The sequence below is a fragment of the Candidatus Enterococcus avicola genome (assembly GCF_047470845.1).
GTDB lineage: Bacteria > Bacillota > Bacilli > Lactobacillales > Enterococcaceae > Enterococcus_D > Enterococcus_D casseliflavus.
This window is the reverse complement of the sequence record NZ_JBLGTY010000013.1, coordinates 58994-84020: the sequence shown is the minus strand read 5'-3', so window position 1 is coordinate 84020 and position 25027 is coordinate 58994. Positions and strand designations below refer to the sequence as shown.

Sequence of the window (25027 nt, the reverse complement as noted above, 5' to 3'; positions counted from 1 at the left end):
CTTTTTATCAGGTTTCGATACAATGAACCTATAGTGAGTAGCAAAAGTGAGGTGTAGCTAATATGGAAATGGAACATATCAATGAGAACACCATTCGTGTATTGATCAAAAGTGAAGACTTAGCTGCGAGAGGCATCACTTTTCTTGACCTTCTAGGAAATCACAATGAAATTGAAAACTTCTTTTACAGTATTCTTGAAGAAGTTGATATTGACGAAGAATTTAAGGGCAGTGAAGCTGTAACTTTCCAAGTCTTGCCTAAAGGCGATGGGTTAGAATTGTTTATTAGCAAAAATCTTCCACCAGAAGGAATGGAAAATTTTGATGAGATGAACGATGAAGCGAATGAAGACATTACCGACATGTTGAAAAAGCATGTGGCGGCTCAATTACAAGAGTCGGAGCAAGCAGAAGACATCGGCAATCGTTTTGTATTCGAGTTGTTGCGATTCGAAGATATGATTCAATTGGCATCCGAAGTATATTTGGATTCCGTTGCAACCAATCTTTACCAAATGGGTAACCATTATTATATTGAAATTCGATTCATGGATGCAGAGGTTACTGATATTGAAGTGGAGAACGCACTTTCTTATTTGATGGAATTTGCCCAACGGACATCAGTGACGCCAGAGGTATTATCTGAATATGGTCAGTTGATCATGGAAAACGATGCACTTGAATTGACTCGTTTCTACTTCAAGAATGATTAATGAATGAAATTCATTTCCAGCCAAGAACATGTTGCTAATGTTCTTGGCTTTTTCAATTGTGTTTGATGAAAATGGCGTATCTTTTATTGAGGTGAGTTAGATGCTGAAAGCATTGAACCAAAGAAAAGAAGTCATTGCAGCGAAAGGGAGAAAGAAAGCATCAGGTCCTTTTTATTGCCCAGGGTGTCACCAAGAAGTGACTTTGCGGCAAGGAACCAAACGACAGCCCCACTTTGCCCATCAAGCAACTGCTGATTGTCAGACTTACAGCGAAGGGGAGACGAAGGAACACTTGGAAGCCAAACAACTATTGTTTGAATGGTTTCAAGATACAGGGATTGAGATCGAAGCCTTTTTGCCTAAACTCCAACAGCGTCCTGACCTTTGTTATAAGAATATCGCCATTGAAGTACAGTGTTCTTCCCTCAAGTTTTCACGATTTCTTGAAAGAACCAGCACGTATTTAGCAAACGGCTATCGACCATGGTGGATCTTAGGGGAGAAATTACATCCGAAACGCCAGTGGTCACTTTTGGCAAAAGCCTGCTGTAGTTATCAGGCAACTGGTTTTTGTTTGTGGCTGATTGATACGCAAAATCAATCCTTAATGAAGTTAGAACAAATCAACTGGCACTATCAAGAAGGAGTCAGCAGTCAACAAAGCGATGCTCGAAAAGGGGCGCCTTACCATAAAGAAACACTTCGCCCTTTGTGCAAAGGACAAAGCTCAAACCATCACCGTCCTCCTGAATGGCTTGCTGCAGACTATCAGGTCTGGTTGATACAAAAACTTCGAAAGAACCTGCCAAAAATCCGTGTGATCCAAGAAATATTGTATCCGTTAAAAGGCAATGTCTCCCAGCTGCCTATGTGGTGCTATTGTAAAAGCAGCTTTGGCATTTTATTTGAGCATCGAATATTGGTTTTTCGCTTTCTTTATTTAAGTGACTGTCCACTTCGTTTTGATCAATGGGTAGCACGGCTGCGGCAGCTGGATTGGCAATGGCAATTCCCGTTACTGGATCAACGGGAAATTTTGCGCGGACTCTTTCAAGAATGCCAATATTTAGAAAATTCGGTTTCTTTTTAAGCCAATGATTTGGTTTCACTGAAAAGTATGATAAGATATTTTTAACCAATGAACAAGGAGTGAAGGGAATGTCAGAAACAAAACAATTACCAGCACGTGAATCGATTCCAGTCGAAAAAACGTGGGACTTAACGAAAATCTATGCCGATGATGCGGCTTTTGACATAGAATTTCAAGAGATCCAAGCACAAGTCAAAGAAGCAAGTCGTTACCAAGGTACTTTAGCCGATGGGCCGCAAGCCTTCTTATCCGCATTAGAATTTGTTTTAGCGCTTTCTCGTCGTTTAGAGAAACTCTATGTATACAGTCATTTGAAAAACGACCAAGATACTGCCAATACGACGTATCAAGGCTTGTATGCAAAAGCAAGTAACTTGGTTGCGCAAGTAAGTGAAGCGGTTGCTTGGTTTGATCCTGAGCTATTGACAATGTCTGATGAAACGATTTGGGGCTATTTCGATCAAGAGCCGAAACTAGCTGTTTATCGTCATATGATCGAAAAAACCATCAACGAGCGTCCACATGTCTTGCCAGCGGAGCAAGAAGCGTTATTAGCTGGTGCTGGCGAAATTTTTGGGGCACCTGGCAACATTTTTTCTGTTTTAAACAATGCTGATTTGGATTTTCCAGTAGTTGAAGATGAAAACGGGGAAAAAGTGCAGTTATCTCATGGTGTATACGGTGAGTTGATGGAAAGCACGGATCGGTCTGTCCGTGAAGCAGCCTTTAAAGGTCTTTATGGTGTTTATGAGCAATTCCGCAATACCTTTGCCCAAACATTAAGCACCAATATCAAAGCCCATAACTTTAAAGCAAAAGCCCGCAAATTTGATTCGGCACGGCAAGCCGCTTTGAGTGCCAACCACATTCCTGAAAGTGTCTACGATACATTAGTGGATGTCGTCAATCAGCACCTGCCATTGTTGCATCGTTATATGGCATTAAGAAAACGCCTGTTGGCTGTCGATACGTTGCATATGTATGATGTTTATACGCCGATTTTAGGGGAAGCACCCATTCGATATACCTATGAAGAAGCGGTCGAAAAAGCGAAAGAAGCGTTAAAACCATTAGGTGAAGAATACCTTGCGGTGGTTGAAGAAGCCTTCAGCAATCGGTGGATCGATGTCGTTGAAAACAAAGGCAAACGAAGTGGCGCGTATTCTTCTGGTGCCTATGATACGCTGCCATATATCCTGATGAACTGGAATGATCGATTGGATCAACTCTTTACTCTTGTTCATGAAATGGGACACAGTGTGCATAGTTACTTTACACGTAATAACCAGCCTTATGCCTATGGCGATTATTCGATTTTCTTAGCAGAAATCGCTTCAACCACCAATGAAAATATTTTGACAGAGTATATGCTGCAGACTGAAACAGATCCACGGGTCAAAGCTTATGTCTTGAATCATTTTCTTGATGGCTTCAAAGGAACGATTTTCCGTCAAACGCAATTTGCCGAGTTTGAACACTTCATGCACGTGGAAGATGCGAAAGGAACGCCGTTGACCAGTGAGTTCTTAAGCGAGAACTATGCCGAGTTAAATGCAAAATACTACGGACCTTCTGTTGAAAAAGATCCTGAGATTCGTCTTGAGTGGTCACGCATTCCGCATTTCTATTACAATTACTATGTTTACCAGTATTCAACCGGATTTTCGGCAGCTTCTGCTTTAGCGAAGAAAATCTTAGCAGGTGAACCAGATGCCTTAACCAACTATTTGAACTATTTGAAAGCTGGACGCAGTGATTATCCAATCGAAGTCATGAAAAAAGCGGGCGTCGATATGACAAAAGCAGATTATATTGAAGACGCGATGAAAGTATTTGAGCAACGCTTGAATGAATTGGAAGAACTCGTCAAAGAAATTGAAGCATAATTGAAAAGCGAACCAATCCGTAAAGGATTGGTTTGTTTTTTGTTTGTCCACAATAAAAAACGCTGCGCAGCGAGCCAAACACAAGATCATCGTTTGGCTCGCTGCGCAGCGTCGCTATTGAATGGGGTTTCATAAAAGAATCAACCCGCGATCAATTTCATGAATAGTGGAAAGTTTTGGTGCTTTTAAAGACTGAGCTTTTTGCAAAAATGTATCGAGTTCTGTTGCTGTACCACAGACGAGCGGAAGACTTCTCAGTTCCTCTGATCCTTCTAAAAGGACCCCATATTCTTCTTCACTTGAAAAATCATACACCACAGCAGAGGGTGTGATCGTGATGCCCATATCTTTGGCTACACGCTGATCGGTGGCAAAGTTCTTTTTCACTAGCTCAGAGGATCGATCTTCTAGGAACATCTCTAAATCACCATTCGTTTCAGAAAATAATTCTTTCACTAAGGCATCGCTATATTCTTGTCTTTCGATCCCTATCCGTTGTTGCAGTTTCAACAAGAAATCCCGCGCAATTTTTTTCCCTTGCAACTGAGCGGCCTTATAGTCCAGTGATGCAGCATAGATTTGGTTGGTCTGTTCATTTCGCAAGACCAAATCCGTCTTATTCATGGACAAATAGTCCATTGAGACACCTACGGAAAACAAGTTAACGAAAGGTAGGATCTGCAAATGGATTTTTTTGCGGCTGGTGTTTAATTTATTGAGAATCTCTTTTTCGATATCATAACAAATAGGCCCAATCGGATTAATAAATAAAAACAGTTCGATCATTTGAATCTCTCCCCAATTAAGATTCTTTTATACCTTGAAAAACAAAATAAGTATGTTTTATTAAATATAGCAAAAAAACGCGAAAAAAGTAAGCAAAAGGACAGCTTACTATGATTTTTCTTCAACGGCTCGGATGATCTTGTTTTTCGCTGGTCGGTAAGGAACGCCAAAGAGACGTAACAAGGAGTGAAAGGCATCTTTCCCTTTAATCGGTTCGTTGACTTCTAACTCCAACTCATAATCATGCTGTTGACCATACCAGCTTTCATCTAACGCGAGCAATCCTTCTTCAATCGGAAATTCCGCCCGTTTCGTTTTTAATGCTGCGATCATACGTAACGTGTCAGGCTCGATACCTGCCGCTCTTAGGCGCTGAGCAACGATACCCGTAGGTAGAATTTTTTCTGAAGCAATCAATGAAGCTGCGGACGTTTTCGTTAAAGGATCAGTTGTCTCTAATAACCCGTGCTCAATGGGGGTTTTTAGCGTTAATTCCGCATTGGTAGCAGTCGTGCGAATACGCAAGCCAAAGTGCTTTTCCCGCAGCTTATGATCTACCGTATCAAAATAGTAATTGGTTTGTATCTTAAATGCTTCTTCTGACAAATTGTAATAAGCAAGCAGCTGGTGGTATTCTTTTTCCGTCAACATCGTCTTGTATTCGATCTCTACTTGTTCGCCCATCGTTTCTCACTCTCTTTCTATTGCAACCATAGTGTACGCTGTTTCAGCTATTCCGTCAAAGAAACCAAACAAAGAAAAGCGGAGATGTTGGGGGAGAGACAAAAAATCTTTTGTTTCTGCTCTTCTGTTCATTCAGTTTTATTCCAAGAGTATGGTAGAATAAGAGGTATGTTATGAACAGAATCGAGGGAGAAGAATGATTCGAGATTGGGAAGAATTCTTAGCGCCTTATGAACAGGCGGTTTCAGAATTAAAAGTAAAATTAAGAGGCATACGAAAACAATATCGGGAACAAAACAAGCATGTTCCCATTGAATTTGTCACTGGGCGGGTCAAGCCAGTGGATAGCATTTTAACGAAAAGTAAATTACGTGGGATTGCTTTGGATCGGCTTGAAGAAGAGATGTCTGATATCGCTGGCTTGCGAATCATGTGTCAATTTGTGGAAGACATTCACCAAGTCGTTGAACTCTTACGAACACGCAAAGACATGAAAGTGATCATTGAACGGGACTATATCACCAATAAAAAAGCCAGTGGCTACCGTTCGTATCATCTAGTGATCGAATATCCCGTTCAACTGATCGACGGGGAAAAAATTATTTTAGCTGAGATTCAAATCCGGACACTAGCGATGAATTTTTGGGCAACGATCGAACATTCACTAAACTACAAATACCAAGGGGAATTTCCCGCTGAAATCAGTGAACGACTGCGTCGGTCGGCAGAAGCCGCCTATCAGCTAGATGAAGAAATGTCCAATATCCGTGAAGAGATCCAAGAGGCACAACGGTTATTTTCACATGGGAAAGGCAAGCGAGGCGGACATGATCAGAACCCGTTGCCAAAGGGGGAAACGGAATGAAAGGTATCCGCGTGGCAATCGTCCATAATCAAGAAAGCAAGTCGGTAGAAGTGACAAAGCGTTTAACTACGCTTTTAGAACAGTCAGAAAATAAGATCGATCAAGACAATCCTGAATTAGTGATTTCTGTTGGGGGAGATGGCACGCTCCTTTCTGCTTTTCACTTGTACAATCATAAGTTGGATCAAGTACAGTTTTTAGGCGTCCATACGGGTCATCTCGGCTTTTACACGGACTGGCGAGATTATGAATTGGAAGAACTAGTCGAGTCATTATGCAATGACCATCAAAAAAGCGTCAGCTATCCGTTATTAGATGTCCGTATCACGTATGCGAATGGAAAATCAGACAAGCATTTCCTAGCATTGAATGAATCAACGATCAAGCGCGGCAATCGCACGATGGTTGCCGATATTTCTATTAAAGAAGACCTCTTTGAAAAGTTTCGCGGCGATGGCTTATCGATCTCAACGCCCACCGGCTCCACTGCTTATAACAAGAGTGTTGGTGGGGCAGTCTTGCACCCAAGTATCAATGCCTTTCAATTGGCAGAAATTGCTTCGTTGAACAATCGTGTCTTTCGGACCCTTGGTTCGCCGATCGTCGTGGGTCACCATGAATGGGTCAAAGTACAACTGCAGCAAAGCACCGACTATTTAGTGACGATCGATCAGTTTACCATCGAACAAGAAGAAATCGATGCTATCTATTACCGTATTGCCGATGAACGGATTCATTTTGCGTCTTATCGGCATATGCATTTTTGGAATCGGGTCAAAGATTCCTTTATTGGAGAAGAATAAACCCATGGAATTTACGTATCACTATACTGGACAAGGACAGCAAGTCAAATACTTTTTGAAGGAACAAGGGGTGTCCAAAGGACTATTAGCAAAAATCAAATTTCAAGGCGGAAAGATATTTGTCAACGATCACGAGCAAAACGTCTTGTTTTCTTTGGCGCAAAATGATAGGGTAACTATTGTAATTCCTCCCGAAGGGGAACATGAGACGATGCTGGCTGACCCGACACCGATTGAGATCGTGTATGAAGATGCCCATCTGTTAGTCGTGAATAAGCCAGCAGGCATCTCATCGATCCCTGCGCAATATCATCCGACTGGCACGATGGCCAATCGCGTCAAGGCCTACTATCAAGCGCAGCACTATGAAGATCAAGTGATTCATGTAGTCACGCGGTTAGACCGTGACACATCAGGATTGATGCTTTTTGCAAAACATGGGTTTGCCCATGCGAAGCTGGATAGCCAGTTGCGAAAGAAGCAGGTCGTAAAAAAATATCAAGCCCTCGTTGCTGGTGAACTGCCCGCACTTTCTGCCCATGGTGAGATTGAGCTGCCGATTGCTAGAGACCTGACGTCACTATTGAAACGCAAGGTCAGTGACGAAGGAAAAGAAGCACGGACGGAGTATTGGCTAAAACAACGCAATTCAGATTGCGCTTTAGTTGATATTCAGTTACACACAGGCAGGACACATCAAATAAGGGTCCATTTTTCTGCAATCGGTTGTCCTTTATTAGGAGACGAGATGTATGGCGGTACAATGGCTCTTGGGATCAAACGACAAGCATTACACTGCTGTCAGCTGCAATTTCAGCATCCCTTTACGAATGAACCGTTGGCTTTTAAGCTGCCCTTACCAGCAGACATGGCCGCTGTTTGCTCAGCCATGGATAGGCAATAACAAATGAGGTGAAGAGATTGGATGAAAATCAAGAATTAACTGAACGGTTTGATCAACTGAATCAAGCATTAAAAGACAATGATATCCAGGGATTTCGTGAGGCGTTCTTGGATCTGCATATCTACGAGCAGGGTCAGTTCTACCAATCTCTAGAAGCAGCCGATCGACAAATCGTCTATACGTACCTTTCCCCGAAAGAATTGGCAGACATGTTTGACGTCATTGAAGAAGATGATGAACACATGGTGGACTATCTTTCAGAGATGCGCCCTGCCTATGCGGCTGATATGTTGGCGCAAATGTATACCGATAATGCGGTTGACCTGCTGAATACTCTGGATAAAAAACAAACAGCAAAATATTTGAGTTTGATGACCGCTGAAGCTGCTAGCGAAATCAAAGAGCTGCTGCACTATGAAGATGAAACTGCTGGATCGCTGATGACTACCGAGTTTGTTTCCATTGTTGCCAACCAAACGGTTCGTTCAGCGATGTATGTCTTAAAAAATGCCGCAGATGTTGCCGAGACGATTTACTATATTTACGTCGTGGATACTGATAATAAGCTTGTGGGCGTTATTTCTTTAAGAGACTTGATCATCAATGATGAAGATACCATGATCGCTGATATTTTGAACGAGCGGGTGATGTCGGTCCATGTTGGAGATGACCAAGAGGATGTCGCTCAGACCTTCCGAGATTATGACTTTCTCGCATTGCCAGTCACCGATTATGACGATCACCTATTAGGGATCGTGACCGTCGATGATATCATCGACGTTATCGATGATGAAGCAGCCAGTGACTACTCTGGTTTGGCAGGGGTCAATGTGGAAGAAGTCAGTGAGAACCCGATCAAAGCGTCTTCGAGACGCTTGCCTTGGCTTATCACCTTACTCTTTCTCGGAATGGCCACCGCCAGTCTGATCAGTCATTATGAAGAGTTGGTCAGCGAAGCAAGTATTCTCGCTGTCTTTATCTCACTGATCACTGGGACCGCCGGTAATGCTGGTACCCAATCCTTAGCCGTAGCCGTTCGTCGTCTGGCGATCAATGACGACAAAGAAAACAGCTTTATGAAGACGGTGGTCGGTGAAGTGCTGACGGGACTGTTCACAGGTGCCATCACGGGGTTGACGATTTTTGCTATCGTAGCTGTCTGGAAACAAAATCCGATTCTAGGGTTTGTGATTGGGATGGCGATGATGTGTGCCATCACAGTAGCCAACTTAGCGGGAAGTTTGATCCCGATGCTGATGGACAAGCTAGGTTTTGATCCAGCAGTGGCAAGTGGTCCGTTTATCACGACCCTTAGCGATTTGACCAGTGTTTTGATCTACTTCAACATTGCCAGTCTTTTTATGAACTATTTTATTCAATGAAAAAAGAGCAAGCCGATGATTCTTCATTCAAAGGAAAATCATCGGCTTGCTCTTTAATTTTTTGGTTTTGGCAATACCCCAGAAGGAGAGACACCATAAAGTTTTTTAAAAGACTTGCTAAAGTGATAAGCATCCTGATAGCCCACAGCAGAGGCGACTTCTTTGATCGTGAGGTTTTCATTTTTTAACATGTCTTTGGCACGCTTTAAGCGAATCTCAATCAAGTAGTTGATGGGACTGACACCCGTCGCCTCTTTAAAAATCTTTGAAAGGTACGTCGGGCTGAGAAATTGATCCTGTGCGAGCTTCTCTAACGTGATTTCTTCTTTGTAATGATTTTCCAAGTAATAGACCGTATAGTTGACGATCTGTTGTTGTCGTCGTTGGCTTTTGGAAAGGTAAGGCACGACATTGATATGGTCTTCATTTAGTCCACGTAAAATGTAGACGAGCATCTCCATCAAAACAGCCTTTTGCATCAATTGAAACTCATCCCGCTCTTCACTGCTTTCTCTCACCAACTGCCAGGCTTTTTCCAAAACTTGATGATGGTATTTGCCTAGCTCCAACAAGGGGTGTTTGTTCGGGAAAAAATTCCGTTTAAACCCTTCCAAAGAAATATTTTTCAAACCAATATGCAGCTGATGGGAGCGAGTGCCCTTAGGCTGCAATTCGCAGTGATCGACGCCAGGATTGAAAAGCATGACGCTGCCAGCACGGATTTTTTTCGCTGGTTCTTTTTCAAAATAATAGGTACTTTCTCCTTCTAATAAGACGCTGATTTCTAAAAAGTCATGATGGTGCATTTCTCCATGACTTTCTGATTGCGTCCATGGGTCAAAGAGATAGATGATTTCTGGATTAAACGTGCGAGGGTTAACTAAATTCATGGCTGATTCACTCCAATTGGGTGCTTATTTCCTGTAAAAAAAGGGAATGGTACTTCTTACTAATATTTTACATCAAAATGAGTAAGAAAAACCATTCAAATCGCTTTTCAAAACGCTAAGCTTAACAACGAGAGGGGGAATTAGATGAGTAATACACAATGGATCTGGCGCTATGCCAAAAAGAACCGGGGAAAAATCATATTGGCAGTCCTGTTTTTAGTGATCAATGCAGCGCTGATCATTGTTAATCCGTACTTGGGAGGAATGGTGATCGATGATGTCATCAATCAGCAAAAAACGCACTTATTGATTCCATTATTGTTGATCATGATCGCAACGACCGTCATTCGTACCATTGTCCGCTACAGTTATCAAATTTTATTTGAACGGGTCGGCCAAAATACGCTATACGATTTACGGGAAGATTTGTATCAGAAGCTGCAAGAATTGGATTTCGACTTTTTCAATCACACTCGTGTGGGAGATATTATGGCACGGATGACTGGTGATACCGATGCCATTCGCCACTTTGTTTCTTGGGTGACCTACAATATCGCTGAATGTATCTTATGGTTCTTTTCAGCGGTGGTGGTTATGAGCTTTATTGATTGGAAATTGATGTTGGCGCTGGTGGCTGTCACACCAATCATATTTCTGTTGACCAATCGCATGTCTAAGAAAGCACACCCGTTGTTTTTTGACATTCGTGAGAGCTTTTCGCGCTTGAATTCAATGGTGGAAGAAAATATCGGCGGCAATCGAGTGGTGAAAGCTTTTGCTCGTGAAAATTTTGAGATTGAAAAATTTCGCTCCTACAACGAAGATTTTAAGACCCGCAATATGGCATCTGCCAAAGTATCCCGTACCTATCTGCCGTGGCTTGATGGCTTAGCAGGAAGTTTGTCAGTCATTGCCTTGATTTTGGGTGGGATCTTCGTCATCAACGGCGAGATGACATTAGGGGATCTTGTTGCGTTTAATGGCTATCTTTGGATGTTGAATAATCCTATGCGTATGAGTGGTTGGTTGATCAACGACGTTCAGCGATTTTCTGCAGCCTGTATCAAAATTCGGCAAATGTTGGCGCAAGAATCGAAAATTCCTGTTCATCAACAAGAAAAATTAGAGCCAATCAAAGGATTTGTAGAGTTTAAAGATGTTTCCTTCCACTTTTCGGATGATCCGAATCAAAATGTGTTGGAAAACATCAACTTCAAAATTGGCCCTGGCCAAACGTTAGGGATCTTAGGGGAAACCGGTTCAGGGAAAACGACGTTAGTGAATTTAGTTGGACGCTTTTATGATCCGACTGAAGGGGAAGTATTGATTGATGGAAAAAACGCCAAAGAGTATCCCGTGCGCCAAATGCGGGAAAACATTTCAATGGTGATGCAAGATGTTTTCTTGTTTTCCAATACCATCTCCGACAACATTGCTTTTGGAAATCCTTTAGCTGATGAAGGCTTTATTCGGCAAATGGCGGTAGTCGCTGATGCAGATACCTTTATTTCTCGGATGCCTCAAGGCTATGAAACGATCGTGGGCGAGCGAGGTGTAGGGCTTTCTGGCGGACAAAAACAACGGATCTCCCTAGCACGGGCCTTAGCCAAAGATCCATCGATCTTGATTTTGGATGATACGACGTCTGCCGTCGATATGGAGACAGAATCGAAGATCCAACAGGAGCTGACAAAATTAACAGGAGAGAAAACGACGTTTATCATTGCGCATCGAATTTCCTCTGTTCGAGAAGCCGATCAGATTCTGATGATGGAAAAAGGACGAGTCGTTGAACAAGGGACCCATGAAGAACTTGTCAGTCTGCGGGGCAAATACTACGAAGTGTATCAAAAACAATTAGGCTTGTCAGGAGGTGAAGACGATGGCGAGAAATAAATTTGATGTGGATGAGGAATTAGACCAGGAGTTTAGCTGGAAGGATTTCAAACGCTTGTCACAATATGTCGTTCCTTATAAAAGAAGTATTGCCAAAGTCCTATTTACGATCATTCTGGCAAACTTAGCAGGAATGTTGGCGCCCGTTTTCACAAAGATCGCGATCGATTCATCGATTCCTGAGAAAAATGTCAACCAATTGCTGCTTCTAGGAGCTGCCTTTCTAGTGACCTTGATCGTTATCGGCGTCTGCATGCGTTACCGTATCTACCATATCACGAATATTGGTCAAGACGTATTGAAGGATATGCGCTTTGATATTTTTGAACATCTGCAGCGACTGCCTTTTTCTTATTTTGATACAAGGCCCCACGGCAAGATCTTGATTCGCATCGTAAACTACATCAATACACTGAGTGACCTATTGAGCAACGGCCTGATCAATTTGATCTCGGATGTTTTCAACGTCATCATCACCTTGATCTTTATGTTTGCGATCGACTTCAAATTGACCTTGTATTCCCTTGCGTTGCTGCCAATTTTGTTCATCATGGTGATGGTGATCAAGAATAACCAGCGCAAAGCCTATCAGGTGTTGAGTAATAAACAATCCAATCTAAATGCTTACATTCATGAAAGTATTGCTGGTATCAAGATTACTCAATCCTTTGCGCGAGAAGAAGAAAATGCTGAGATCTTCCAAGAAGTCAGCAATGATTACCGGACTTCATGGATGAAAGCTGTCAAAATTCAGTTTCTGATGTGGCCAGGGGTGCAAAACATTTCAGTCATTACGACTTGTTTGATTTATTTTGTCGGCATTCGTCAGATCGGTGTCGATGTCAGCACAGGTACTCTGATCGCTTTTATCAGTTATATCAATAATTTCTGGAATCCAGTCATCAATATCGGGAATTTTTATAATTCTTTGATTACAGCAACAGCCTATCTTGAACGGATTTTTGAAACGATGGATGAAGTCCCAGATATCGAAGACAAACCTGATGCAAACGTATTGCCGACGATGAAAGGGACCGTTGATTTTGAACACGTGACCTTCCGATACGAAGAAGGCAAAAACATTCTTTCTGATGTTAACTTCCACATTGAACCTGGGGAAAGTATTGCTTTGGTTGGTCCTACTGGTGCAGGGAAAACCACGATCATCAACTTGCTGAGCCGCTTTTATGATGTCAATGAAGGCAGTGTTAAAGTGGATGGGATGGACGTTCGTGACGTGACGCTGGAATCGCTGCGCTCACAAATGGGTGTCATGCTGCAAGATACCTTTATTTTCTCAGGAACGATCATAGAGAATATTCGCTATGGAAAATTAGATGCGACAGAAGAAGAGATCATCGAAGCAGCGAAGATCGTCCGTGCCCACGACTTTATCACGGAGTTGAAAGACGGCTATCAAACCGTCGTCGAAGAACGAGGAAGTACTTTATCTGCAGGGCAACGGCAACTGATTTCCTTTGCCCGAGCGTTGTTGGCTGATCCAAAAATTTTGATCTTAGATGAAGCGACCTCAAGTATCGATACGAAGACAGAAGAATTGCTGCAAGAAGGATTGTTGAAGCTGTTAGAAGGCAGAACCTCATTTATCATCGCTCACCGACTGTCCACGATCAAAAATTCTGATCGAATCTTTTACGTGGCAGGGGGGACAATCGCTGAATCGGGTAACCATGATCAGCTAATGGCACAAAAAGGCTTGTATCACCATTTGTATCAATCACAATACGACTTATTGCAAGCGATCTAAAAGAATCCCCACAAACGATAGAAACGCATCGTTTGTGGGGATTTCTTTGTGTCCTTCAAGCTCAATCGTTAAGGTCAACGATTCTGGTTCCATGAACTTCTTTTACACCTAGTGTATCGGCAACTTCTTGGGCATTTTCAAAGGAAATGCCACCGCCAGGTAAAATCGTTAAACGCTCACCAGCATAGGCGATCAATTCTTTCAGACGATCGAAATTTGCTTCGATTGGAGTGCCTGCAGCACCACCATGGGTCAAAATCCGCTGTACCCCATGCTCAGCTAACCAATCGATCGCCTTGAATTGGCGCGCTGCAGGAATCGCGTCGAATGCCATGTGAAAAGTAACCTGCAAGCCTTCTGCGGTTTCTAACAGTAGCTCCAATGCTTCTTCGTCCAACCAGCCGCTAGGTGTTAAGCAACCTAGAACAACGCCGTCTGTTCCTAATTTTTTTGCTTCGATCAAGTCGGTATGCATGATTTTCAATTCTGTATCATTGTAAACAAAATCACCGCCCCGAGGTCGAATGATCGTCATAACGGGTATTCCTTTTTCGCCAGCATATTGCAGAACTTCTTCTTGCACGCCGGTACTTGGTGTTGTTCCGCCGACTGCTAAATTATCACAGAGTTCGATGCGCTTTGCACCTCGGGCGATTGCTAAGGGAATATTGGTATAGTTTTCTGCACAAAATTCTTTTAACATGATTTACCTCCATTTGATGGGTGTTCAATTGATTTGTTATTCTATCCACTAGCATTCTACCACAAGAATATGCTAAAGTAGAGCAGAGATGAGGGAAGTTGAATGTTAAAAAAAATCGATCGCGGGCGCCTATTTTTAAACGCCCATTATCACTTGTTTGAATGTCCATTGTGCCGCCAAGCATTTTTCCCGACCGAAAATGGCTTGGTTTGTCCAAATCGTCATCGATTTGACTTATCAAAGAAAGGCACACTTTTCTTTTTGGATCATCAAGTCAAAGCAGATTATGATCAAGCACTGTTTTTGCCGCGTCAACGAATGATCGCTAGCGGCATGTATGCACCAGTCCTTGAGACCATCAAAGCAGCTTTGGGAGATGCTAAGCATCTTTTAGATGTTGGCTGCGGAGAAGGCAGTTTTCTGGCTCAGCTGGTCAATGAAAAGACTCAGGCGGCTGTCGGTTTTGATATTGCCAAGGACGGAGTCTATCTAGCAACCAATCAAAACGTACCAGCTTTTTGGTGTGTAGCGGATCTGACCAACCTGCCGTTTGCTGAAGCGAGCTTTGATACGATTTTCAATCTATTTTCGCCGTCAAATTATGGGGAGTTTAACCGCATTCTAAGAAAAGGCGGACAGCTGATCAAAGTGGTTCCTGCGGCGGACTATTTAAAAGAACTACGAGCCGCTTTTTATCCTGATAACGAAACAAAACAGCAGTATTCGAATGAACGGGTCGTTAGCAAATTTTTTGAACACTATCCCAACGCATCCCGTCAAAGAGTGACGCATGTTTTTGCGATCCCTGAAGAAAATCGTCAAGATTTACTTGCCATGTCCCCGTTAGAGTGGGGGGCTTCGGAGGAACGCAAAGAAAAGCTGCGACAAACCCCTTTGACACAGATTACGGTTGATGTTGAGGTGTTGATTGCGAAAATTTCCTGAAAATATTTTGAACTTTTTTGTTATTTACTCTTGCAATCATGCCATGGGAGTGATATATTGTTCTCAAGTCATTTTTCATTGGTTTTTATCAGGTTCCTGTTCTGATAAAAGTTAGTGAAAAGAGCTTCACTAACGTAACGACTCGCAGTGATCGACACCGAGTTGGTACGTTTTTTTTATGCCCAAAAAAGCGCCCAAAAAATGTTGTTTCTAGAAAAACAAGCGTGCCAAAATATGGTACTATAGAAGTTATTGAAGTAGTTACTGAGCATGCAATGGAAAACGTAACGTTTAACGACACAAATCAATGCGAGAACCGATCGGCAGTAACCGATCGAAAGGAGTTTTTATCTATGAATCACATCGTTCTTTTTGAACCTCAGATCCCAGCCAATACGGGGAATATTGCACGGACGTGTGCAGCAACAAATACTCATTTACACTTAATCGAGCCTTTAGGCTTTTCAACGGATGACAAGCAATTGAAGCGTGCTGGGCTTGATTATTGGCACGATGTCAATATTACCTATCATAAAGATTTAGCTGCTTTTATGGACTTTTTAGGAGCGCGTCCGTTGTACCTGATCTCGAAATTTGCCAATCGCGTGTATTCTGATGTCGATTACACCGCAGATGACGATCAGTTCTTCATTTTTGGGAAAGAAACGACGGGGCTTCCAGAAAGTTTTATGCGTGAGCATGCCGAAAAATGCTTGCGGATCCCTATGAATGATGAGCACGTTCGTTCCCTTAATTTATCAAATACGGCGGCCTTGATCATTTATGAAGTTTTGCGGCAGCAAGGATTTCCGCAGTTGGAATTGACGCATCATTACGAGAACGACAAATTAGACTAAGAAGCGAGGCTTTTTCGATGCAATTATACTTTACCCGTCACGGAAAAACAGAGTGGAACCAAGCACGCCGCTTTCAAGGAATGCTGGGGGATTCGCCGTTATTGCCAGAAAGTTATGATGAGATCAAATTACTCGGTGATTATCTGGCAGCTATTCCTTTTGAGAAGATTTACTCAAGTACATCTTTGCGAGCAAAAGTGACTGCTCAAGAGATCCAAGCAAGACTCCAACACCCTGTTGAAATCATTTATAATGAGAACCTGCGAGAAATCGGACTCGGTGAATTGGAAGGTCGGTCCATCGATGAAATGCATGAGAAGTATCCCCAACAACTGACTGATTTGCGTAATCACCTGAATCGTTACGATCCCAGTGCCTTTAAAGGTGAGCCGATCCAAGAAACATTGAGCCGAATCGAGACCGTCGTCATGGATGCGGTGATGCAGCATGAAGGCCCATTATTGTTCGTCGGTCATGGAGCATCCTTTACGGCTGCTATACAGTGGCTTGCAGGCAAACCATTAGCCGAATTAAGAGAGCAAGGTGGATTAGTCAATAACAGCGTTAGCTTATTAGAGACGAATGAACAAAAAGTATTGCCTTTTGAACTAAAAGTTTGGAATGAAGCAAGCTTTTTAAGCAATCAGGCAGGATTAGACGCTTTATTGTAAACCATGAAAGGAGCGGCACCATGATTCCAGAAAGAACGTTTTTTGTCGGCCATGTTGCCGCCATCTTTTTCCAGAATCCCAGCAATTTTTATAAAGTACTATTAGTTAAAGTCACTGAGAATAATGCAGACTACAAAGACTCGGAGATCGTCGTTACTGGTAGTTTCGGCGAAATCCAAGAAGAGGAAAAGTATCGGTTTTTTGGTGAGCTGGTCAATCATCCCAAGTATGGTGTCCAGTTGAAGGCCGAAAGCTACCAACAAGAACAACCAACCTCTGAACAAGGGTTGATCGCCTATCTTTCTGGAGAAAAATTTCCTGGGATCGGCAAGAAGACCGCTGAAAAAATCGTTGATCTTTTAGGAGAAGAAGCGATCGACCGGATGCTGGAAGAACCAACATTGTTGGAGCAGATTCCAGGATTGAATGAAAGTAAGCAAAAAATGATTTTAGATACCGTTCGGCAAAATCATGGGATGGATCAAGTGATCGTTGGCTTGAGCCGTTATGGTTTTGGTAGTCAGCTTTCTTTTGCAATCTACCAAGCCTACAAAAATGAAGCATTAGCAATTATCGAAGAAAATCCCTACCAGCTGGTGGAAGACATTGAAGGCATTGGCTTTAAACGCGCAGATGGCATCGCTGAGCAGCTAGGGATCGAAGCTTCGTCACCGCAACGGTTTCGAGCGGCAGTCTTGCATCAGATCTTTACCCAATCCTTGCAGACGGGTAATACCTTTATCCACGCCCAGGACTTGTTAGAGCAGACACTGCGTTTATTAGAGACGAGTCGACCTATTGAGATCGCGCCAGACGACCTGGCATCAACGATCATTCAATTAGTGGAAGAAGGAAAAATCCAGCAAGAAGAAACTCGTTTATATGAAAACAGTTTGTACTTTTCTGAGTGGGGAATCGCTAGTTCCATCGAACGCTTGCTTTCCCGCAAAAAAGAGATCGTGTATCCTGAGAAAAAAATCAGCAAAACGCTGCGAAAAATTGAGAAGCATTTAGGCATCACCTATGGGTCTTCGCAAGAAGAAGCAATCAAAGAAGCCATTCGTTCGCCATTGTTTATTTTGACAGGAGGACCTGGTACTGGGAAAACGACGGTGATCAATGGGATCGTACAATTGTTTGCTGAATTGAATGATTTGGACTTAGAGCCATCAAAATACAGCGACGAAACCTTTCCGATTCTCTTGGCAGCACCGACTGGTCGAGCCGCCAAACGAATGAACGAAACGACTGGCTTGCCAAGTGGTACGATTCATCGTTTGTTAGGCTTGAACGGACGTGAAAAAGCGCCATCGATCAGTCCAAAAGAATTAGAAGGCGGCTTACTGATCGTCGATGAGATGTCTATGGTGGATACATGGCTGGCGAATACCCTCTTTAAGTCGATTCCTACGAACATGCAAGTGATTTTTGTGGGGGATAAAGATCAGCTTCCTTCTGTGGGACCAGGGCAAGTCCTTCATGACTTGCTAGCGATCGATGCGATCCCGAAACAAGAATTGACGGAAATCTATCGTCAAGGAGACGGGTCAAGTATTATTCCACTCGCCCATGCCATAAAAAACGGGCAGCTGCCTGCTGATTTTACACAAAACCAAAAAGATCGTTCTTTCTTTGCGTGTGATGCTTACAAAATCGAACCGTTGATCGCTCAAATCGTGAAACGGGCAAAAGACAAAGGCTATACGCCGCAAGATATTCAAGTGTTGGCACCGATGTATCGTGGGGCAGCGGGTATCGATGCCCTTAATAAAATGATGCAAGAGATTTTTAACCCCAATGATGGGACCAAAAAAGAGGTGACCTTCAATGATACGGTGTATCGTATCGGCGATAAGGTCTTGCAGTTGGTAAACTCTCCTGAAGATAACGTGTTTAATGGCGATATGGGTCAAATCGTTGGGATCACTCTAGCCAAACAGTCGGAAGACAAGATCGACGAGCTGGTCATTCAATTTGATGCCAACGAAGTGACCTATAAACGGAATGAATGGAACAAGATCACGTTATCCTACTGTTGTTCGATCCATAAATCTCAAGGCAGTGAATTTCAAATGGTCATTTTGCCGATGGTTCATCAATACCAACGCATGCTGCAGCGCAATTTGCTATATACTGCTGTGACCCGCAGCAAAGAGATGCTGATTTTACTTGGTGAACCACAAGCGTACCAAACTTGTGTCAACCACGAATCTGCGACTCGTTTAACGACGCTGAAAGAACGCATCAATGGCACAGAAAAAATGACGCCGTTGCAACGAGCAAAATTGGCCCAATTTGAAGAAGCGGATGATCCATTTTATGATGATTCCTCTGTTGACACGAAAGTAAAAACGTCTTCGACGAAGATAAAGGAGCAATCCAGCACTGAAGTTACTGCTAACAAGCAAGCGGTAGAAAAGACCTCAGATAGTGGGCTTGATTTGTTTGCTTTTGCCGAGACGGAGCCGTCAGCATCAAATCAGACAGAAACGGCAAAGCCTCTGTCAGGGGATAAGGTTCTAAGTGAAGGGACCACGGGGGAAGAAGCACTCATCGAAGAAACGCCAAACGATGGTGTATTGACTTTAACGATGGTCAAAAAGCATTTAGTGGATCCAATGATTGGCATGAAGGATTGTTCTCCATACGACTTTATGCCCACAAAAAATGGTTGATTCAAAATGAGAAAATACTAAAAAAGGGTCGTTAGTGAGCGCTTTCTTTTGGTTTTTTAGCTTCTTATGCTAAGCTAAAATCAAAAGGAGGCGTTACGTTATGGCGAAAGAAACCGAAGATAAATTAGCAAAATTAGCAAAAGAATCTGGCAACGACTTTAAAAAGTTAGATGAGATGGAAAAAGAATTCAAATTGGATGAAAGTCCTGAGTCAGAACGAGGCGATCGGGAAGAATCTGGCTTAGAAAAAACGTTAGATAAGGCACCGATTTTTCCGCCTAACACACCGAATAATCCAACGAATCCTGGCAGTCCTGGAAATCCATAGCTTGTCCACCAAAAAAAACTACGACAGTCGGATAATCGAATAGAAAACAAAAAGCCTGAAGAATGCAGCTTCGCATTCTTCAGGCTTTTTTGCAATCGATGAGGTTTACTGTAAATGCTGATAATAATAGATCGCTAATTGCGTGCGATCCCGCAACTCCAGCTTTTCTAGTAATTGACTGATGTAATTACGAATGGTTCCATCACTTAGATACAAGGCATCGGCGATTTCTTTATTATTTTTACCCGCTGCTACTTCTTTGATGATCGCAAGTTCACGTTCGCTAAAAGATGCTTGATTATCTATCGCTGGTTGGTTCTTCATCATTTGCGTGAAGGTCTCGACGATCTCATTCCCAAACACGACTTGCCCATTGTATGCGGCTTTGACAGAAGGGATGATCGCTTGCAGGTTCTGTTTGATCAAATATCCTTTGACACCGATAGAAAAGGCTTCACGAATGTATTCTTGATCTTTGAAGGTGGTCAAAAGCAAGAGGATCGCTTGCGGAAATTTAGCCAGTATTTCTTTGGCAGCAGCGATCCCAGTTTGTTCCGGCATACGGATGTCGGTCAACAAAACGTCAGGACGATGGGCTTCGTAAAGAGCAATGGCGTCTTTGGCACAATGACCGATACCCAACACCTGAATCTCTTCTGTGCTTTCAAGAATGGTTTGTAACGAGGTCGTCACAAACGGGTCATCATCAATAATGACTACAGTAATCATTGGTGTTCCTCCTTTGGTAAAATGATCGTCAACTGAAAGCGTTGGTTTTCTTGCAAAATATGAACTTGACCTTGCAGCTCCTGGACCCGTTGACGCATCGTTTTCAGACCGATTCCGCTGTTTGCAGTTTGGGGTGAATTGACGTCCTCGTTGGTGATTTGCAAACGGTAAAAGGCGGGCAACGTGCGAAAATGCACGACAACGGTTTTGGCATGACTGTGTTTGATGCTGTTGGTCAAGGCTTCTTTGATGACCATTAAGAAACAGTTTTGCTGTGCTTCGCTCAATCCTTCAAACAAGTTTCCTTCAATCGTTACGGAAGAGGGAAAATCAGCAATCAGAAACTCTATGGCCTGCGGAAAAGAAATCGAGGTTTCATGGAGGTCATGAACGCTTTGCCGAATGCGATCCATCCCAGTGTGAACCGTTGCACTCAAATTTGCTAACGGCACATTTAATTTCGGCTCTTGATTGATCATTTCAAGCGCACCAATTTGTAAAATGGCACTCGAAAGTAGATGGCCGACATTATCATGGATATCTCGCGCGATTCGATTTCGTTCTTCCGCGATTTGTAAGGCTAATTTTGTCTCTTGTGACAGGGCTAATGCTTTGTTTTGTTCCGATAACTGCTGCTGCTTTTCCCAATGGGTATCTTTTGAAGCAATATATTTTTTCTCAAGATCGATCATTCGCTGCTCTTTTTTTCGTAAATAAAAAGCGAAAAGCAGTAGCAGGATGATAAAGGCGAGCTCAGTGGGTGAATGGTTGCCCACCGTCGAAATCAACAAAAAACCTAATAGGAATAAACCATCATCTTGTCTTTCTTTTGGAGCGATCACCCGCATCATTGCGGGCAAAAAGAGGGCAAGCGCTGGCCAAAAGGCACATAGCAGCAACAGAATAACTTGAAAAAACCAGCTTGGTTTCTTAGGCAGCAAATAACTGACGCCAGTAAATAAAACAGCGATCAGCAGATAGATGACTTGCACAGCGACAAATCCTTGGTTTACCAATAAGAACAATGAGATAGCGAGGAAAAAGCCCGCTTCGGTGAGTGGTCGATAGTTCGTCATAGGAGACTCCTTCATTGTGACAAATGTCATGGTTGGTTTAGCCAATCGTCACTAGTTTCTTTCCTTGAACTTTATTATAGTCAGATTAACAAGAAATTTGGAAGGAGTTTTTCATCATGATTATCGAAATTGATAAATTAGTAAAACGCTATGGTGATTTTGTGGCATTGAACCATTTTGATCTGCAAGTTCAAGAAGGAGAAGTTTTAGGATTATTGGGACCAAACGGGAGCGGAAAATCCACCGCCATCAACTGTATGCTCTCTTTGTTAAATTATGACAAAGGCACCATTAAACTGTTTGAATCAATCATGACGCCGGAAAATTATGCCGTCAAGGCAATGATTGGCGTCGTTCCTCAAGATGTTGCCGTCTTTGAAGAACTTAGTGTGCAAGAAAATATCGATTACTTTTGCGGTTTATATGTTGCTGACAAACAGAAACGCCAGGCCTTGATCGAAGAAGTGATTCAATTAGTGGGATTGGAAAATTTTGTGACGTTTCACCCAGGCGAGCTCAGCGGTGGGTTGAAGCGACGATTGAATATCGCCTGCGGGATCGCTCATAAGCCGCGCTTGATCTTTTTAGATGAACCCACGGTAGCGGTCGATCCTCAAAGTCGGAACAAAATTTTAGAAAGTATCAAAGAACTGAATCGTCAAGGAGCGACGATTGTTTATACGACCCATTACATGGAAGAGGTGGAGATTCTTTGTGACCAGATCGTGATTATGGATCAAGGACAGGTGATTGCTAAAGGAACCAAGGAATCTCTAAAAGATATGGTACGGACAGCGGATCGTTTGACCATCGATATCCCTTTACTACCTGAGCCTGTATTGACAACGATTCAGCAAACCATTGCTTCTGATGGGATCGCCTATAAAAACGGTCAGCTTGAAGTAACAACGACGGAGCTGAATACAGTTTTATTACCGATTCTGACGCTCTTACAAGCAGAGCATATCACTTATGGAAAAATCGCAACCAAAGAAGCCACTTTGAATGATGTCTTTTTAGAGATCACGGGCAAGGAATTGAGAGACTAAAGGAGGGAATCACAATGTTTTGGCATTTTTATAAATACCGCACAAAAGTGTTGCTGCGAAATAAATCCATGCTGTTTTGGACGTTGGCGTTTCCTATCCTCTTAGGTCTAATGTTTATGGCTGCCTTCGGGGAGATCGATCAAGCGGGCAATCTAGAAACAATCACAACGGGGATCGTAAAGACTGGAGATCAAACAGCGCTTTCGGAAAATTTTTCCACCGTCCTTGAACAAGTAAAAATCAATGAAAAACCATTATTTGAACTCGAGGAATTACAAGAGGCAGAGGCAGCTGAGAAGTTGACTGCTGGTGATTTAGCTGGGTATTATCTGATTGATGATGAAACCATTTCTCTGCATGTGGGCCAAGCGGGCATGAGCCAGTCGTTGATGAAAAACGTAATGGATCAATTTTTACAACGCACAGCGATCATTGCTAGTAAAGCGACAGAACTTGAGAGCCTTGATCTGGCGCCAATTCTATCGGCTTTTGAGCAGGAAGCGACTTTTCAAGAAGTGAATGCTGATCGTGACATGAGTTTCAAAAGTTTCTATTTCTTTACGTTGATCGGGATGGCGATCCTCTACGGGACGATGTGGGGTGTCCGCAATGTCCAGGATCAGCAAGCCAATCAGTCCGCGAATGGTATTCGGCTTTCCTTGATACCAAGGAAACGGACATTGGTTTCAAGTGCGAATTTAGCGGCAAGTTTTACGATTGTGTTAGTCGAAATCTATCTTATCTTAGCCGTCTTTCGTTTTGTCTATCAAGTAGACTTCGGACAACGTTGGCAGTGGTTACTGCTGGTTGCCGCATTAGGATCATTGTGTGCGATTTTGCTAGGGACATTGATTGGGAATCTAACACCAAAATTGAACTTGGTGCAAAAGGATGGTATTTTGGTCTCCGTGACGATGGCGATGAGCTTTTTTGCCGGGATGATGGGCTCAGAACAGATCAAGTATTGGCTTGATCTGCATGTGCCATTGTTGGGGCAAGTGAATCTCGTCAATTTGATCAGTGAAAGCCTGTATCAATTGTACTACTATACAGATTTGACTAGCTTTTATACCAATCTTCTATGGCTGACTGGCTTTATCGTCCTATTTGCCATCGGGAATGCTTGGATCGAAAGAGGGGTGCGCTATGACGCTTTATAAAACGATTTGGACTTTGCTTAAAGCAAATAAGTCGAACTTACTGATTGGGGTATTGATCACTGTTGTTGTCACATTCTTTTATGCACAAAGCATCGATGTCGAAAACACCTCTTTGCAAGAGGCAAAAATTGCTTTGATCAGTGAGGAGGAGTCGCCTGTCGTGCATGGTCTCCGAGCCTATTTAAAAGAAAAGCAAACCTTGGTCACTTTGGATGGCACCTCGCAAAAAGAAATTGATGATGCGCTTTATTTTAATCGTGTAAACATCGTCTTGCATGTGCCAGCAGATTTCACTCATCAAGTTGAGGCAGGCAAGATGCCGACGATCGAGATTCAAAGTCGACCAGATGCCTTTTCTAAAACAGTCGTCACTCAGCAAGTGAACACTTTTTTACAAACAGTCCTTTTGTTTCAGGAGGAAGGCAAAACCGTCGGATCGGCGATAGAACAAGCGCAATCTGCACTGGCGGTCACAGGGGATGTGAAGCTGAGTGCAGAGTATGGGCAGCGAATGAAAAAACTGTTGACTGGCATGACCTTTAACTTATTGTCTTATGGGCTCTTTCTCTCGGTATTTAGCGGGTTTGGAGTGATCAACTTGGCATTCAATCGCAAAGAAATCAGCAAGCGAAACCAGAGTGCACCACTTCCGAAGCGTGTATTGCAGCGGAAAATCCTTCTAAGTTTGATCAGCTACTCGCTACTCTTGACCTTCGGCTTTCTACTACTGATGGTGTTATTAGTGATTCGCACGTCTTGGGATACAGCAGCCTGGTACCACATTTTGAATACGTTCTTGTTTTTATTGCCAGTTATCAGCTTTTCAGCTTGTGTCACTTCCCTGGTGAAAAACTCAGAAGCAATCGGTGGGATCAGCAATATCTTCATAACAGGAAGTTGTTTTGTCGGTGGTGTCTTTGTATCCGCGAATTTCCTGCCAGATATCGTCAATAAAATTGCAGCGTTTACGCCAACCTATTGGTTTGTACAAAACAATACATTGATCAGTGAAACCCTCACTTATAATCAAGCGTTCACAGAATCCTTTTGGTTCAATGGCTTCGTACTAGTCGCTTTTGCTGCCGTGTTTTCAATGCTCCAATTTATTTTGGGAAGAGAAGGAAGCCGTCGTTGGCAATACCACTCGGCGAAAAATTAATGATCGAA

At 42.8% G+C, this 25027-nt stretch carries 23 protein-coding genes; 17 read left to right on the top strand and 6 right to left on the bottom strand.

What is annotated here, in order from left to right; genetic code table 11:
- Positions 1 to 62: 62 nt before the first annotated feature.
- The 3 genes from ACI3E5_RS11800 to pepF all read left to right on the top strand — a co-directional run bounded on the left by ACI3E5_RS11800 (position 63) and on the right by pepF (position 3689).
- Entirely contained in the window at positions 63 to 713 is a 651-nt protein-coding gene (locus ACI3E5_RS11800; RefSeq protein WP_005229698.1) for an adaptor protein MecA, read from the top strand.
- A gap of 100 nt (positions 714 to 813) precedes the next feature.
- Positions 814 to 1803, top strand: a complete 990-nt coding sequence (locus ACI3E5_RS11795; RefSeq protein WP_325844966.1) for a competence protein CoiA — start codon at positions 814 to 816, stop codon at positions 1801 to 1803.
- A gap of 68 nt (positions 1804 to 1871) precedes the next feature.
- Positions 1872 to 3689 (top strand): oligoendopeptidase F, encoded by a 1818-nt coding sequence (pepF, locus tag ACI3E5_RS11790; RefSeq protein ID WP_016610833.1) that lies wholly within the window; start codon positions 1872 to 1874, stop codon positions 3687 to 3689.
- Between the two features lie 129 nt (positions 3690 to 3818).
- Here the strand turns inward: pepF and ACI3E5_RS11785 are convergent, their stop codons facing one another.
- Together ACI3E5_RS11785 and ACI3E5_RS11780 are read right to left on the bottom strand one after the other, a co-directional pair.
- Positions 3819 to 4475: a ClpXP adapter SpxH family protein gene (locus tag ACI3E5_RS11785; RefSeq protein ID WP_005229705.1), complete on the bottom strand. Its 657-nt coding sequence runs from the start codon at positions 4473 to 4475 to the stop codon at positions 3819 to 3821.
- 108 nt (positions 4476 to 4583) lie between these two features.
- A complete protein-coding gene (locus tag ACI3E5_RS11780; RefSeq protein WP_284591597.1) occupies positions 4584 to 5159 on the bottom strand; it encodes a CYTH domain-containing protein in 576 nt (191 codons plus the stop codon).
- A 196-nt stretch (positions 5160 to 5355) separates the two neighbouring features.
- Here ACI3E5_RS11780 and yjbM point away from each other — a divergent pair, with 196 nt between their 5' ends.
- From yjbM to mgtE, 4 genes are read left to right on the top strand one after another with little or no spacing between them, the layout of a single operon-like run.
- The gene (gene yjbM / locus ACI3E5_RS11775) at positions 5356 to 6024 is read left to right on the top strand and encodes a GTP diphosphokinase (RefSeq protein WP_005229708.1); all 669 of its coding nucleotides are present in this window, start codon (positions 5356 to 5358) and stop codon (positions 6022 to 6024) included.
- Between the two features lie 5 nt (positions 6025 to 6029).
- Positions 6030 to 6827, top strand: a complete 798-nt coding sequence (locus ACI3E5_RS11770; RefSeq protein WP_026008090.1) for an NAD kinase — start codon at positions 6030 to 6032, stop codon at positions 6825 to 6827.
- A 4-nt stretch (positions 6828 to 6831) separates the two neighbouring features.
- On the top strand, positions 6832 to 7731 hold the full coding sequence (locus ACI3E5_RS11765; RefSeq protein ID WP_074932946.1) for an RluA family pseudouridine synthase: 900 nt from the start codon (positions 6832 to 6834) through the stop codon (positions 7729 to 7731).
- A 17-nt stretch (positions 7732 to 7748) separates the two neighbouring features.
- Complete coding sequence (gene mgtE / locus ACI3E5_RS11760; protein ID WP_010749430.1) at positions 7749 to 9113, top strand: magnesium transporter; 1365 nt, start codon at positions 7749 to 7751, stop codon at positions 9111 to 9113.
- Positions 9114 to 9166: 53 nt separating this feature from the next.
- On the opposite strand, the gene ACI3E5_RS11755 is transcribed toward mgtE, so the two are convergent.
- Positions 9167 to 10003, bottom strand: coding sequence for an AraC family transcriptional regulator (locus tag ACI3E5_RS11755; protein WP_010749431.1), 837 nt, complete (start codon positions 10001 to 10003; stop codon positions 9167 to 9169).
- Between the two features lie 144 nt (positions 10004 to 10147).
- Between ACI3E5_RS11755 and ACI3E5_RS11750 the strand changes: the two genes are divergently transcribed.
- Positions 10148 to 11899, top strand: coding sequence for an ABC transporter ATP-binding protein (locus tag ACI3E5_RS11750; protein WP_010749432.1), 1752 nt, complete (start codon positions 10148 to 10150; stop codon positions 11897 to 11899).
- Positions 11886 to 13667 (top strand): ABC transporter ATP-binding protein, encoded by a 1782-nt coding sequence (locus ACI3E5_RS11745; RefSeq protein WP_060792246.1) that lies wholly within the window; start codon positions 11886 to 11888, stop codon positions 13665 to 13667. Before ACI3E5_RS11750 ends, ACI3E5_RS11745 begins: the two co-directional genes overlap by 14 nt.
- A 61-nt stretch (positions 13668 to 13728) precedes the next feature.
- Here ACI3E5_RS11745 and ACI3E5_RS11740 read toward each other — a convergent pair whose 3' ends face one another.
- Positions 13729 to 14370 (bottom strand): copper homeostasis protein CutC, encoded by a 642-nt coding sequence (locus ACI3E5_RS11740; RefSeq protein WP_015509972.1) that lies wholly within the window; start codon positions 14368 to 14370, stop codon positions 13729 to 13731.
- A gap of 102 nt (positions 14371 to 14472) precedes the next feature.
- Between ACI3E5_RS11740 and ACI3E5_RS11735 the strand changes: the two genes are divergently transcribed.
- From ACI3E5_RS11735 to ACI3E5_RS11715, 5 genes are all read left to right on the top strand, one after another.
- Complete coding sequence (locus ACI3E5_RS11735; protein ID WP_005229724.1) at positions 14473 to 15315, top strand: methyltransferase domain-containing protein; 843 nt, start codon at positions 14473 to 14475, stop codon at positions 15313 to 15315.
- A 353-nt stretch (positions 15316 to 15668) separates the two neighbouring features.
- A complete protein-coding gene (trmL, locus tag ACI3E5_RS11730; protein ID WP_015509970.1) occupies positions 15669 to 16172 on the top strand; it encodes a tRNA (uridine(34)/cytosine(34)/5-carboxymethylaminomethyluridine(34)-2'-O)-methyltransferase TrmL in 504 nt (167 codons plus the stop codon).
- 17 nt (positions 16173 to 16189) lie between these two features.
- Positions 16190 to 16843: a histidine phosphatase family protein gene (locus ACI3E5_RS11725; RefSeq protein WP_498821739.1), complete on the top strand. Its 654-nt coding sequence runs from the start codon at positions 16190 to 16192 to the stop codon at positions 16841 to 16843.
- A 20-nt stretch (positions 16844 to 16863) separates the two neighbouring features.
- Positions 16864 to 19518, top strand: a complete 2655-nt coding sequence (recD2, locus tag ACI3E5_RS11720; RefSeq protein ID WP_325844968.1) for an SF1B family DNA helicase RecD2 — start codon at positions 16864 to 16866, stop codon at positions 19516 to 19518.
- A gap of 100 nt (positions 19519 to 19618) precedes the next feature.
- On the top strand, positions 19619 to 19846 hold the full coding sequence (locus tag ACI3E5_RS11715; RefSeq protein ID WP_005229738.1) for a hypothetical protein: 228 nt from the start codon (positions 19619 to 19621) through the stop codon (positions 19844 to 19846).
- Between the two features lie 105 nt (positions 19847 to 19951).
- On the opposite strand, the gene ACI3E5_RS11710 is transcribed toward ACI3E5_RS11715, so the two are convergent.
- Complete coding sequence (locus ACI3E5_RS11710; RefSeq protein WP_005229739.1) at positions 19952 to 20575, bottom strand: response regulator transcription factor; 624 nt, start codon at positions 20573 to 20575, stop codon at positions 19952 to 19954.
- Positions 20572 to 21681 carry a sensor histidine kinase gene (locus tag ACI3E5_RS11705; RefSeq protein WP_370447897.1) on the bottom strand — a complete coding sequence of 370 codons (1110 nt, stop codon included), beginning with the start codon at positions 21679 to 21681 and terminating at the stop codon, positions 20572 to 20574. Before ACI3E5_RS11705 ends, ACI3E5_RS11710 begins: the two co-directional genes overlap by 4 nt.
- 86 nt (positions 21682 to 21767) lie before the next feature.
- On the opposite strand from ACI3E5_RS11705, the gene ACI3E5_RS11700 reads away from it, so the two are divergent.
- From ACI3E5_RS11700 to ACI3E5_RS11690, 3 genes are read left to right on the top strand one after another with little or no spacing between them, the layout of a single operon-like run.
- A complete protein-coding gene (locus tag ACI3E5_RS11700; protein WP_498821737.1) occupies positions 21768 to 22700 on the top strand; it encodes an ABC transporter ATP-binding protein in 933 nt (310 codons plus the stop codon).
- A 14-nt stretch (positions 22701 to 22714) separates the two neighbouring features.
- Positions 22715 to 23860: an ABC transporter permease gene (locus tag ACI3E5_RS11695; protein WP_325844970.1), complete on the top strand. Its 1146-nt coding sequence runs from the start codon at positions 22715 to 22717 to the stop codon at positions 23858 to 23860.
- The gene (locus tag ACI3E5_RS11690; RefSeq protein ID WP_325844971.1) at positions 23847 to 25019 is read left to right on the top strand and encodes an ABC transporter permease; all 1173 of its coding nucleotides are present in this window, start codon (positions 23847 to 23849) and stop codon (positions 25017 to 25019) included. The genes ACI3E5_RS11695 and ACI3E5_RS11690 overlap by 14 nt, the downstream gene beginning before the upstream one ends.
- The last annotated feature ends 8 nt before the right edge of the window (positions 25020 to 25027 follow it).

What these genes read in the sequence shown, in the direction of transcription:
- ACI3E5_RS11800 (WP_005229698.1), top strand. Translation starts at nt 63, where the DNA reads ATGGAAATGGAACATATCAATGAGAACACCATTCGTGTATTGATCAAA.
- ACI3E5_RS11795 (WP_325844966.1), top strand. Translation starts at nt 814, where the DNA reads ATGCTGAAAGCATTGAACCAAAGAAAAGAAGTCATTGCAGCGAAAGGG.
- pepF (WP_016610833.1), top strand. Translation starts at nt 1,872, where the DNA reads ATGTCAGAAACAAAACAATTACCAGCACGTGAATCGATTCCAGTCGAA.
- ACI3E5_RS11785 (WP_005229705.1), bottom strand. Translation starts at nt 4,475, where the DNA reads ATGATCGAACTGTTTTTATTTATTAATCCGATTGGGCCTATTTGTTAT.
- ACI3E5_RS11780 (WP_284591597.1), bottom strand. Translation starts at nt 5,159, where the DNA reads ATGGGCGAACAAGTAGAGATCGAATACAAGACGATGTTGACGGAAAAA.
- yjbM (WP_005229708.1), top strand. Translation starts at nt 5,356, where the DNA reads ATGATTCGAGATTGGGAAGAATTCTTAGCGCCTTATGAACAGGCGGTT.
- ACI3E5_RS11765 (WP_074932946.1), top strand. Translation starts at nt 6,832, where the DNA reads ATGGAATTTACGTATCACTATACTGGACAAGGACAGCAAGTCAAATAC.
- ACI3E5_RS11755 (WP_010749431.1), bottom strand. Translation starts at nt 10,003, where the DNA reads ATGAATTTAGTTAACCCTCGCACGTTTAATCCAGAAATCATCTATCTC.
- ACI3E5_RS11750 (WP_010749432.1), top strand. Translation starts at nt 10,148, where the DNA reads ATGAGTAATACACAATGGATCTGGCGCTATGCCAAAAAGAACCGGGGA.
- ACI3E5_RS11745 (WP_060792246.1), top strand. Translation starts at nt 11,886, where the DNA reads ATGGCGAGAAATAAATTTGATGTGGATGAGGAATTAGACCAGGAGTTT.
- ACI3E5_RS11740 (WP_015509972.1), bottom strand. Translation starts at nt 14,370, where the DNA reads ATGTTAAAAGAATTTTGTGCAGAAAACTATACCAATATTCCCTTAGCA.
- ACI3E5_RS11735 (WP_005229724.1), top strand. Translation starts at nt 14,473, where the DNA reads ATGTTAAAAAAAATCGATCGCGGGCGCCTATTTTTAAACGCCCATTAT.
- trmL (WP_015509970.1), top strand. Translation starts at nt 15,669, where the DNA reads ATGAATCACATCGTTCTTTTTGAACCTCAGATCCCAGCCAATACGGGG.
- ACI3E5_RS11725 (WP_498821739.1), top strand. Translation starts at nt 16,190, where the DNA reads ATGCAATTATACTTTACCCGTCACGGAAAAACAGAGTGGAACCAAGCA.
- recD2 (WP_325844968.1), top strand. Translation starts at nt 16,864, where the DNA reads ATGATTCCAGAAAGAACGTTTTTTGTCGGCCATGTTGCCGCCATCTTT.
- ACI3E5_RS11715 (WP_005229738.1), top strand. Translation starts at nt 19,619, where the DNA reads ATGGCGAAAGAAACCGAAGATAAATTAGCAAAATTAGCAAAAGAATCT.
- ACI3E5_RS11710 (WP_005229739.1), bottom strand. Translation starts at nt 20,575, where the DNA reads ATGATTACTGTAGTCATTATTGATGATGACCCGTTTGTGACGACCTCG.
- ACI3E5_RS11705 (WP_370447897.1), bottom strand. Translation starts at nt 21,681, where the DNA reads ATGACATTTGTCACAATGAAGGAGTCTCCTATGACGAACTATCGACCA.
- ACI3E5_RS11700 (WP_498821737.1), top strand. Translation starts at nt 21,768, where the DNA reads ATGATTATCGAAATTGATAAATTAGTAAAACGCTATGGTGATTTTGTG.
- ACI3E5_RS11695 (WP_325844970.1), top strand. Translation starts at nt 22,715, where the DNA reads ATGTTTTGGCATTTTTATAAATACCGCACAAAAGTGTTGCTGCGAAAT.
- ACI3E5_RS11690 (WP_325844971.1), top strand. Translation starts at nt 23,847, where the DNA reads ATGACGCTTTATAAAACGATTTGGACTTTGCTTAAAGCAAATAAGTCG.